10 protein-coding genes and 1 pseudogene are annotated in these 9906 nt (G+C 54.7%); 3 read left to right on the top strand and 8 right to left on the bottom strand.

Going from position 1 to position 9906, the window contains the following annotated elements; all coding sequences use genetic code 11:
- Nucleotides 1-593 precede the first annotated feature (593 nt).
- Nucleotides 594-2321 (top strand): DUF262 domain-containing protein, encoded by a 1728-nt coding sequence (locus H7U37_RS13430; RefSeq protein WP_204876450.1) that lies wholly within the window; start codon nucleotides 594-596, stop codon nucleotides 2319-2321.
- Nucleotides 2322-2436: 115 nt separating this feature from the next.
- On the opposite strand, the pseudogene H7U37_RS13425 reads toward H7U37_RS13430, so the two are convergent.
- From H7U37_RS13425 to H7U37_RS13415, 3 genes and pseudogenes are all read right to left on the bottom strand, one after another.
- A pseudogene (locus tag H7U37_RS13425) lies at nucleotides 2437-3600 on the bottom strand (tyrosine-type recombinase/integrase); the annotation flags it as partial.
- Nucleotides 3593-4801, bottom strand: a complete 1209-nt coding sequence (locus tag H7U37_RS13420) for a tyrosine-type recombinase/integrase (RefSeq protein WP_204876443.1) — start codon at nucleotides 4799-4801, stop codon at nucleotides 3593-3595. The gene H7U37_RS13420 and the pseudogene H7U37_RS13425, both read right to left, overlap by 8 nt.
- 3 nt (nucleotides 4802-4804) lie before the next feature.
- Nucleotides 4805-5107: a DUF6809 family protein gene (locus H7U37_RS13415; RefSeq protein WP_204876442.1), complete on the bottom strand. Its 303-nt coding sequence runs from the start codon at nucleotides 5105-5107 to the stop codon at nucleotides 4805-4807.
- A gap of 193 nt (nucleotides 5108-5300) precedes the next feature.
- Here H7U37_RS13415 and H7U37_RS13410 point away from each other — a divergent pair, with 193 nt between their 5' ends.
- Nucleotides 5301-5756, top strand: a complete 456-nt coding sequence (locus H7U37_RS13410; RefSeq protein ID WP_204876441.1) for a hypothetical protein — start codon at nucleotides 5301-5303, stop codon at nucleotides 5754-5756.
- A gap of 70 nt (nucleotides 5757-5826) precedes the next feature.
- On the opposite strand, the gene mobP3 is transcribed toward H7U37_RS13410, so the two are convergent.
- A complete protein-coding gene (mobP3, locus tag H7U37_RS13405) occupies nucleotides 5827-7632 on the bottom strand; it encodes a MobP3 family relaxase (protein ID WP_204876440.1) in 1806 nt (601 codons plus the stop codon).
- 13 nt (nucleotides 7633-7645) lie between these two features.
- On the opposite strand from mobP3, the gene H7U37_RS13400 reads away from it, so the two are divergent.
- Nucleotides 7646-8290, top strand: a complete 645-nt coding sequence (locus H7U37_RS13400; protein ID WP_204876438.1) for a hypothetical protein — start codon at nucleotides 7646-7648, stop codon at nucleotides 8288-8290.
- Nucleotides 8291-8388: 98 nt separating this feature from the next.
- On the opposite strand, the gene H7U37_RS13395 is transcribed toward H7U37_RS13400, so the two are convergent.
- The 4 genes from H7U37_RS13395 to H7U37_RS13380 form a co-directional block, all read right to left on the bottom strand.
- Nucleotides 8389-8772 carry a hypothetical protein gene (locus H7U37_RS13395; RefSeq protein WP_338049837.1) on the bottom strand — a complete coding sequence of 128 codons (384 nt, stop codon included), beginning with the start codon at nucleotides 8770-8772 and terminating at the stop codon, nucleotides 8389-8391.
- Nucleotides 8754-9194, bottom strand: a complete 441-nt coding sequence (locus H7U37_RS13390) for a helix-turn-helix domain-containing protein (RefSeq protein ID WP_204876437.1) — start codon at nucleotides 9192-9194, stop codon at nucleotides 8754-8756. Before H7U37_RS13390 ends, H7U37_RS13395 begins: the two co-directional genes overlap by 19 nt.
- Nucleotides 9191-9400 (bottom strand): helix-turn-helix domain-containing protein, encoded by a 210-nt coding sequence (locus tag H7U37_RS13385; protein WP_204876431.1) that lies wholly within the window; start codon nucleotides 9398-9400, stop codon nucleotides 9191-9193. The genes H7U37_RS13390 and H7U37_RS13385 overlap by 4 nt, the downstream gene beginning before the upstream one ends.
- Before the next feature lie 81 nt (nucleotides 9401-9481).
- Nucleotides 9482-9906, bottom strand: a 425-nt coding sequence (locus H7U37_RS13380) for a hypothetical protein (protein WP_204876429.1), incomplete at its 5' end; no start/stop codon positions are given.

Genomic DNA, 9906 nt, shown 5'->3' with positions numbered 1-9906 from the left:
CCATACCTCATCACTGATATCGTGGCGTTGTTGTTCGTTACTCATAGGAACACCTCTTTCTGGGCTGTTGTCCCTATTATACTACATTACTCGTGTAAACACTATTTAGTTTTTAGAGTTTTGCACCAATTTTATTTTTCACGTAACATTTTTGGTGCATTTCTCACGCGAAATTGCGGCTTGTGAAAAAATGGTGCATTTGATAAAATTATATAAAGCATTCATAAATCTGAGCTGATGATACTCCAAGGTGACCACGGAGGACAACTTTCTTAGAAAAACCGCCTAAATAGGCGGTTTTTCTGTATTTTTAGTTCGATTTTTTTAATTTCGGCGAGTGCTGTTCAGCGGTGGTTCAAGGGGCAGAAAAGCGGCAGGAACATGAGCGAGGATAGCCGCCGAAACCGCCAAATCCCTAACCCATCCCTAACGGGAGAAATATCGCGCTTTTGGGTGTAGAACAGTCAATCATCATGTTGCTTTCATAGTAGTTACATGATAGCATAAGGACAAGACTGTCATATTATGCCGATAGCCTGTACAGGATTCTCGCTTGTATAGACTATTAGGATTGTTTTGCAAGGAGTTTCACTATGGATGCACATAAAGCAATTATCACAAATATTTTCAATAACTCTACGCTTATAGAAGTACCCTTCTTCCAGCGATCCTATGTTTGGAAAGCGGATCTTTGGGCACGGATGATTGAAGATATGGAGTATATTGTCAAGACAAATAAGCCTCACTTCTTTGGATCTATCATTCTGAAAGAAGGTCGCAGACCACATCCTGGCGAAAATTTTACTGACTGCAGAACGATTGTAGATGGGCAGCAGCGACTGACAACCTTTCTTCTTTTTATGAAAGTTCTGTGTTTGAAACTCGGCCAATCTACGACGTTTGATTGCCAGTTTAGAATTATGGGGCAGTCAATTGCTTTGCGCCACGGGAGAAATGATATTGAAGCTTTCGAAAGAGTTATGGCTTCTACATCTGCAGATAAAATAGGTAACCCTGCGCCTCAGTCCCGAATTATTGAAGCGTATAATTACTTTGTTGACCATATTGATGAGAATAAACTCAACATTATGATGGTCATGATGAATGCCCAATTCGTGCGAATTGATTTGAATGCAGACGAGGACGAACAGCAAATTTTTAACACAATCAATTCTCTTGGCGTTAATTTGACAACCTCGGAGCTGCTGAAAAACTACTTTTTCAGCAGAGATACCATTGGCGAATATGAGGCAAAATGGGCCTCTGTTTTTGAAAAAGATGATGATGCAAAATCCTATTGGGATACCGAGATTGAAACTGGTCGAATGAAGCGTGCCATCATTGACATCTTTTTTGATTCTTTTTTCCAGATTTTCATTCAGAACAAGCGATACAATATCAGCAATGACGATAAGATCATGTACGCCAGAGTTGATAGTTTGGCACAGTCCTATCAGCATTTTATCGACCATTATTGCGGTGGAGACAAAAGCGTTATACTTAGCCAAATGAAGGATTATGCCATCTGTTTTAGAACTATATTTAATCCAGACACCTGTGGGGTAAGCATTCCGGGCACATTTGGTATTGAGCGTTTAAATATAATAATCTTTGGGTTAAAGACATCTACGCTCATTCCCTACACACTGTATATCGCTAAGAATGTGGATAGTGAGGATGAACGAAATGCCATGTATGGCATCCTGGAAAGCTACATCATGCGCAGAATGGTCGTTCATTCACTAACAAAAAACTATAACAACCTGTTCACTTCTCTGATTCGTAATGAGGTTTTGGATGCCACCTCTTTGGTAGCCAAGCTCCACAGCGGAAATGACGCAACAACATACATTCCTACTAATGAGGAGTTATTGGATGGGTTCCAAAAATCTAAGCTGACCAACCTGCAAACCAGAGGTATTCTTTACCTCATCGAAAGCTATATCCGCCCTGCAAATAGTGCAACTTTGCTTCTTGGCTTTGATGGGTATAGCTTGGAGCATCTCATGCCAAAGAAATGGAGAAACAACTGGTCCGCCTGCGCCTCAGATGAAATTGCAAAGCAAAGAGATTCGAAGCTACTCACATTAGGAAATCTTGCGATCATTCCTCAAGCGCTAAATGCATCAATACGAGATAGTGATTGGACTACAAAAAAGTCTGGAAAAGGTGCAAATAAGCCAGGGCTTGAAGCCTGCGCCAAGGGACTGGTTACCTTAAATGCTGTTTTATTGGAAGACGAATGGACAGAGGAAAAAATTGATGCCAGAGCTAAGTGGCTGCATGAGATAGCAGAAACTCTTTGGAATATTCAACCCTAAAACAAAGCATAGCGCCACGGAATGGTAATATCTCCGTTGGCGCTATGCTTGTTTCTTATCCCACCTTCTCGAACGGTACCACCTTGCACCGGCTCTCCTCCGGCGGGTCAGGCGGCTCAGGTTCCGGCTTGGCCGTAGCCGTTTCCATGAAGCCGCCGATCTTCTCCGCCGCGCCTCGCTGCATATCGTTGGTGATGTGCGTATAGGTGTCCAGGGTGAACCCGGCGCTGTAGTGGCCCAGCATACTGGACAGGGTCTTTACATCCACGCCGCTGGAGAGGGCCATCGTAGCAAAAGTATGGCGTAAATCGTGAAATCGGATTCTCTTACATCCGGCCCGCTCCAGAATGATCTGGAGCCGCCGGCGCACCGCTCCCGGCGTCATGGGCATATCCTCTTTGACCGGCGAGGGGAACATCCACCGGGAGCCCACCGTCTTCTGATACTGCCGCAGCACCTCCACCACGCCGGGCGGCAGGACCAGTCTGCGAATGGACGCCTTGGTTTTGGGAACGCTCACCTGGAGCTGTCCCTTTACCTCGTAGACCTGCTTGTTCACGGTCAGGGTCCCGGTTTTGAAATCCAGGTCGTCCCACTGGAGGGCCAGCAGTTCGCCCCGGCGCAGGCCGGTACATAAGTCCAGAAGGAACAACTCAAAGTAGCCCTCCGCCTGGGCCTGGATGAGGAACCGCTGGAGCTCTTCCCGGCCCAGTACCTGCATCTCCCGGCCCCGCTTGGGCGGCAGTTTACAGCCCACCGCCGGATTAGTACGGATCAGCTCCTCCTGCACCGCCTTTTCCAGAGCGGACCGGCAGGCGGCATGGAGGCCTCGCACCATGGAGTCGGACAGCCCCTTGCCGAACTGCTCCGTGCGGATGAGCCGCCCGCCCGTTTTCATCCGGGCATAGAACTGCTGGAGGTCCTTCTGTGCCAGCTGGTTTAGGGGGATCTTCCCCAGCTCCGGGATGATGTGCTGATAGATCTTCGCCTCGTAGTTGGCCTGGGTGGTGGGGCGGATCTGGGGCTTGACGTAGTTCTGATACCAGAAATCCAGCCACTCCCCGAAGGGCATCTCCGGCCGGACCTTCTCCGTCTTGGAGCCGGTCACCGTCTCCCGGAGCTGTTTCAGTTTCTCCTGGCACTCCCGTTTCGTCTTAGCCAGGACGTTCTTTGTCCTGGGCAGGCCCTTCTCGTCGTAGCTGATGACCACCCGGCCCTCCCAGCGGCCGTCTTTCCGCTGGCGGACGGAGCCCTCGCCCTTTTTCCGGCGCTTAGCCATGGCGTGCACCTCCTTCCGGCCTGTCTCTCTGCCACGGTTTCAGGTCTTTCCCCAGGAGATCTTCCAGAAAGCCGCCCACGATGTGGCTGGCCTCCTGCTGCATGTCCGGCGTCACATGGGTGTAGGTGTCCAGGGTGAAGCTGGCGTTGGTGTGGCCCAGGATGCTGGACAGGGTCTTGGCATCCACGCCGCTGGTGAGGGCGTGGGTGGCAAAGGTATGCCTTAAATCGTGGAATCGGATCGCAGGCAGCCCTGCCTCTCTTAAGATCCGTTTCATCCAGTAGTAGGCGGCGCTGGGGCGCACCGGCTTCTCCGGAGCCAGCGGTTCCGGGAAGATCCACTGGCTGACGGCGTGTTTCTTCCGCTCCCGCAGCCGCTGGACGGTGCTGGGCGGCAGACGGATGGTCCGCCGGCCCTGGCTGGTCTTCGTCTCGCCGATCTCCAACTCCCCGGCCTTGGGGACGTTCACCGACCGGAGAATTTTTAACGTCCCCGCCTTCTCGTCGAAGTCCTGCCACATGAGGCCGCAGATCTCGCCCCGGCGGAGACCGGTGGTCAGCTCCGTGTAGAAGAAGTCACGCCAGATCTCGCTGCGGTCCACCGCCGCCAGGAAGATGTCCATCTGCTCCTTTGTGAGGATCTGTTTGGGACGATGGTTGGCCTTGGGCACCGCGGCCCCGTCGGTGGGGTTCCGGGCGATCACATGGGCCGCCTCCGCGTCTTTCAGGCACCGGTGGAGCATGGCGTGGATGCGGAGTACCATGGTGTCCGACAGCTCGTGCCCGTGTTCCGGGTGCTCGCGGACACGGCCCTCGTGTTTCAGCTTTCGGTACAGCTTCTGAATGTCCATGCGGGTCACCCGGGAGACGATCTTATCCCCCAGATAGGGCTTGATGTAGCACCGGATGAACTGCTCGTAGCTGCGCAGGGTGTTGGGCCGCAGGGTGGCCGCGCCGTAGTCCTCCATCCACCGGTCCAGCCACTCGCCCAGGGTCATGCGGCTGTCTTCGGTGAGCTCCACATCCTGAAAGGCCTCCAGGTCCCGGTGGAGCTTGTCCAGCAGTTCCTTCTGGGTTTTGGCCAGGACATACCGGAAGATGGGCTCGCCGTTTTGCTTGTGGCCCACCACGATGCGGCCCTCCCAGCGGCCGTCCTCCCGCTTTCGGACCATGCCGTCACCGGACGGTCTGCGTTTTGCCATAGGCTATCCCTCCTTGTTTGGGTCGAGCAGACTGCCGTCATCCTCGTCCAGGGCCTCCAGGATCATGCGTACCCCCAGACGGAAACCCAGGATGAAGTTCTCCAGGGCCATGGTGCTGCCGATCTCATTCTCCGCGTTGATAAGCCGGAGCAGCAGCGTTTTTTCTTTGTCCTCCAACAGAGCGGTGAGTTTCTCCTCGCACTCTGCTGACTGTTCCATAGCCTTTTTCAGGGCAGTCCCCGATTTGACGATCTGATCGTTGGGGGTGATATTTCCAAAGTATAGATTTTCCAGTGTGTCGCGCATGTGTGCCGCCTCCTTTTTGTCAGCAACACACAATACCCGAACTCCCTTCCAATAGCCACCCCCAACTGCAACTATTTTCAGAAAGTTATCATTTTAAGAAACTCTGGCACGGCCAATCAAACACCTTGTATCTCCGCTGCCTCTGTGATATGATTTTCATACAGACTGTGCAGAGCAGGGGGGCGGAGATCCTATGGCGGAAGTGATCGCACTGATGGAAGAGTTCGGAACCTCTGTGCTCCAACCCAGCGCCGTGGTCGGCATCGCCGTCACTGTTATCCTCTTTATCCTGGAGGTGCGGTGGTCTCATGCCCATCCGCCCCGAAGCAGGCGGGTGGAGAAGGCGATGGCTCTGGGTCATGTGGTGACGGCCAAGCGGATCAAATACTGGGATGACGGTGTCACACCTAATGAGACAACCACCTCGCACTATCATGCCACCTACGCCTATGAGGTCTCCGGAAAGCAGTATCAGTACAAATACCTGGAGCGCGCCGTCCCGCCGGTGCAGATCCAGCTGTATTATCTGGATGATCCCGGCAGAGCGTTCCGCAGCAAGGAAAAGCGAAGCGGGTTTGCTCAAGTTTTCTTTCTTCTGTTCCCCATCGCGGCGGGCGTGGCCGTGATGCTCCTGCTCGGTGTGAAATGATTGGCTCCAAAGCCTCCCGCGGATGCGGGAGACTTTTATCTTTGACTCTGCGATGCAGTTCCTGATACGCCTACCACCCCATGGTCATGCCGCCCATGTCCTGCCGGGGAGCTTCCTCATGGTCGTCCGGCTTGTGACCCATGGCGATCTTCTTTTTCTGGATTTTCCGCCGCAGCTTTCGGTCCACCCGCTGTCCCACCGGAGCGGCAGGAGGCGCCGAGTTGTCACGAAAGATCTGACTCAGATGGTGGAGCAGCCGGGTGGCCGACAGGAACACATTGGGCCTGCGCGCCTGATCGAAGTGCTCCAGAAAGAGGTCGGCGTACTCGTTTCCCTGTTCCGCCGATTCATAGAAATACCCCCAGGCCTGCTCCCGGTCCTGCTTGACACCCTGCCCGGTGAGGTACAGCTTTCCCAGAGTGTACTGGGCATACTGGTTCCCGTGTTCGGCGGACTCGGTGAGATAGGCCACCGCTTTGGGCACGTCTTTCGGGACATCTTTCCCCTCCAGATACAGCTTTCCCAGGCGGTAGGCGGCGCAGGTGTTCTCCTGCGCCGCCGCTTTTTCATACCAGGATACCGCCTCGCCCATTCGGTTTTGACCTTGCAGAAGCTTTCCCAGCGCGTATTGGGCGAAGTCATATCCCGCTTCCGCGGCCCGCCGGAACCACAGTTCCGCCTGCTGATCGTCGGGAAGGACGCCCCGCCCATCCCGCCAGCACTTGCCCAGTTGGTAGGCGGCCAGGGTGAAACCTCTCTGCCAGAGCTGCTCCAGCACCTGTACCTGCTCCGCTTTTTCACTCTCTGGGTTTTCGTACTCCTCCAGCACCTCCTTGGCACTCTGGTAGATTTCGGCCATCCGCCAGTTGGAGTTCCAGGCGAAGTACACCGCACCCTGGTCCTCATCGACTTCATCTCTCATGCGGGCATCCTCGAAGGTAACCGTGCCCAACCGGAGCCGCTCCGCCTCTCCGATGACCATGTTCTTGATGGCTTTGAACTCCTTCTGCTGGGAGAGGGGCAGGTGCTCTCTGGGCGTGTCCTTGTAGTAACGCTCCAGTTCGTCCCGAAGCTGATTCCACTGTTCATAGCACTGGGCCACTTCCGGGACCTTGGCCAGCTCATCCACGATGGCGTCCACCTGCGCCTTTGACGGCTTTTTCAGGTAGCCGTAGACCTTTTTGCCCTTGTGATCCTCCAACATTCCGACCAGCGTCTCCATCTGCGTTTCGATGATCGGACTGTGGCACAGGCCTGTTTCCATCTCCTGAATGAGCCGCCCCATGGCCTCCACCGCCGCGTCCCTCACCTGCTGATAGGACAGATCTTTCTTTTGATAGAGAGACAGCAGTTCGTCCCGGAAGATCTCATTGGACAGCTGGGAGCGCATTTTTTCGATCCCTTTTTCCGTAAGAAACCCCTGCTTTGGATCCGCCGACCAGACCATCATGTGGATGTGGGGGTGGTGCTTTTCGTCGTGGAAGGCGGCCCGCCATCGGAAGCTACTGGGCGAAATTTTCATGGCCTGAGCCAGTTCCGTCTGGTGGGCCAGCAATAACTTCCGCCAGCTCTCGCTGCTTTCGTAGCCCAGCCTGTGGGCGTCCTCCCGTTTCAAAGAGTAGACGAAGGTCCACACCGGCCCGGTATGCCCGTTGATCTCCTCCATGGTTTTCTCCAGATCAGCGGGACCGTCAGCGGAGAACAGACCGTGGGAGCGGGGGCGCTGGGCCATATATTCCAGGTATCCGCCGCCGTCGTGGGAGGGGGATGGAGCCTCGATTAGCTCCACACCCTCCCGGGTGGCGATGTATTCGGCGTAGTGCCCGCCGCCGCTTCCCGGTTTGATGTAGCCTGACTTCTGGATCAGTCCCGGCATCACTCAGCCCCTTTTGGTAACGGACCGTGTCTTCGAAACTGATCTCGCCGTTGGTTTCCTTCACCTCTTTGACGCACCGGACGCGGGCTTTCCGCAGTTGATCCGGGTCGATCTCTATGTCGGCGGCCAGGATATTTCCCATGAGGTTTTGGTCCACCGACAGCTTGAACAGCAGGTGTCCCATCCGTTTACCGAATGCATTCAGCTTGCCTTCCAGCACATCGGACAGGACGCGGGGCAGGTAAGCATCGGCAGATTCCGCATCCAGATAGCCGGAGTAGAAACGAATGGCCTTTTCGATAAATTCATTTCTGGTGGAGCAGTTATCTCGCCGGTAGCGCGATTCCACCTCGGTCCAGGCGGATTCACTGAGCCAGACGGAATGTTTCTTGTTTTCCTTTTTCAAATTCAAAATCCTCTCTTTATTGCATCAGCGCCGCCCGAAAGCCTGTCACAGCGGGGATTCAGGCGGCTTTTGAGAAAAAACAGCGCCAATCTCAAATCGGGTTGGTCAGAACAGCGCCAACTCCAACCCCTGAAACCGCCCGCACTGCGGGCGGAAGTGACCGCCCAGGCGCAACAAAAGCGCCAGGGCTTTCTCCTGCTTTTCCTTTCGTCCTCCGTAAATCAGTTATGGGGCGGCAAATTCCCCGGATAGGCCTCTTCCGCAGCGGTGGAACAACGGGCCAAATCCGCCCCGAAACCGCCAGGAGGGGCAGGGACTCTGCCCCTCCCGAAATCGAGGCACACAGCCCCTCACAGGCCGTTACACGGGGAGAGTTGCTTGTTGCAGGGGACGGCGTACTGCGGCAGAAAGATCCTGCAGTATTCCTCCGGGCCGGACACCAGATGCCAGCGCATCATTTCGCCGCACTGAAACATCTGGAACATCACATTTCGATAGCAGGCCTTGATCTCCTCACGGCACTCTCTCGCAAAAATTCTTTGTTCATCTGTCAGGTTTCCGCGGCTCTCATCGCAGAGGAACAGAGCTACCGCATCTTCGTCGATAGGTTTCTCGTGCGTACGGTTCCACCGGTTGACAATGTACCGCCGCATGTCTATGGTGCGCCGTGCTGACAGAGACGGGTCCTGCTCGATCATGCAGTCGATCATCTGCATCAGCATCCGAATGCACACTCCTTTCTCTCCAGCGCCGCCATGCGCTGCTCCGCTCTCTGTCGTTCCAGAGCCAGGTCAGCTGCGTGGAGCTGCCGCTCATAGAACTGCTCGATGGACATTTGGATGGGCAGGATGTAGTAACGCAGACAGCCGTTGAGGGTGCGGCCGTCCCGGGTGGTGACGGTGGTGCGCTCCGTCCGGATCAGACCCCGGTCCTCCAGCTCGGTCACATACTTGCGCACCGTGTTGACGCTCATCCCCACCGCCTCTCCGATGGTCCGGTAGCTGGCCACGCACTGGTAGGTCCTCCGGTCCTCCCGGTGGAGGAGAAACCCGTAGACTGCGATCGCCCCGGCGGACAGTCCCAGGGAGAAGATCTCGTTGGGGAGGGGGAAGTAGTTCTTGATAGGGTCCCGCTTGGGCCAGTGCTGTTTTCTCATTTGGCACCTCCTGACTGTCCCTCCGCCCACAGGATGAACTTCTCTTTCGGAACTACCATACGGCTCCCCACACGAAGCGTGGGGAAGCTGGGATCGTTGAGCAGCTCGTAGGCGGTGGAGATGGACACGCCCAGTACCTGCGCCACCATCCTGGCGTTGAGGAACAGGGGCAGGTCGTCGTAGGACTTGTAGACAGACAGTTTCAATGATTAGTACCTCCGGTGTTTCAAATTCAGAGAAAAAATTTCTTGCGTTTCGGAGGTCTCTCTGTTAAACTGGGACACAGATTAGGCTGTGTTTTCCGAAACGCGGCAGGCCGCTGAACTGTTGCAGCAGTTCAGCGGTTTTTTTACAGGGTCTGTCTTTTCCCTTTCTGGTTTTCTGGGTTTGGCCATGCACCATACCGGTTCCTGCCCTGCGGCCTTGTTTGACCAACACAGCGTTTTCTTCCCCTTGGTACGCTCGGTTGTCGGTGCTCTGCGACAACGTCCTGGCGTTGCTTCCCCGGAGAGTATCGTCTCTGGTGATGGGTATTCATTTTTCAACGCCTCATGAAATGCCATCACAGCTGAGAATGAAAATATAGTCTGTGCGCCAGCCGCGGGATTTGCTAAACTGGAACCAGCAGGCGTAGTCCGGTTGCACCTTGGTGGATTTTCACCCCGTTTGTTCAACGTGGACGAATTGCCCAAGAGAACAGCAGTATGTTGCG

The sequence above is a fragment of the Pseudoflavonifractor phocaeensis genome, assembly GCF_016901735.1.
Classification (GTDB): Bacteria; Bacillota; Clostridia; order Oscillospirales; family Oscillospiraceae; genus Pseudoflavonifractor_A.
Note: the sequence above shows the minus strand (reverse complement) of the source record. Positions and strands in the feature narration are given on the sequence as shown.

What these genes read in the sequence shown, in the direction of transcription:
- H7U37_RS13430 (WP_204876450.1), top strand. Translation starts at nt 594, where the DNA reads ATGGATGCACATAAAGCAATTATCACAAATATTTTCAATAACTCTACG.
- H7U37_RS13420 (WP_204876443.1), bottom strand. Translation starts at nt 4,801, where the DNA reads ATGGCAAAACGCAGACCGTCCGGTGACGGCATGGTCCGAAAGCGGGAG.
- H7U37_RS13415 (WP_204876442.1), bottom strand. Translation starts at nt 5,107, where the DNA reads ATGCGCGACACACTGGAAAATCTATACTTTGGAAATATCACCCCCAAC.
- H7U37_RS13410 (WP_204876441.1), top strand. Translation starts at nt 5,301, where the DNA reads ATGGCGGAAGTGATCGCACTGATGGAAGAGTTCGGAACCTCTGTGCTC.
- mobP3 (WP_204876440.1), bottom strand. Translation starts at nt 7,632, where the DNA reads ATGCCGGGACTGATCCAGAAGTCAGGCTACATCAAACCGGGAAGCGGC.
- H7U37_RS13390 (WP_204876437.1), bottom strand. Translation starts at nt 9,194, where the DNA reads ATGAGAAAACAGCACTGGCCCAAGCGGGACCCTATCAAGAACTACTTC.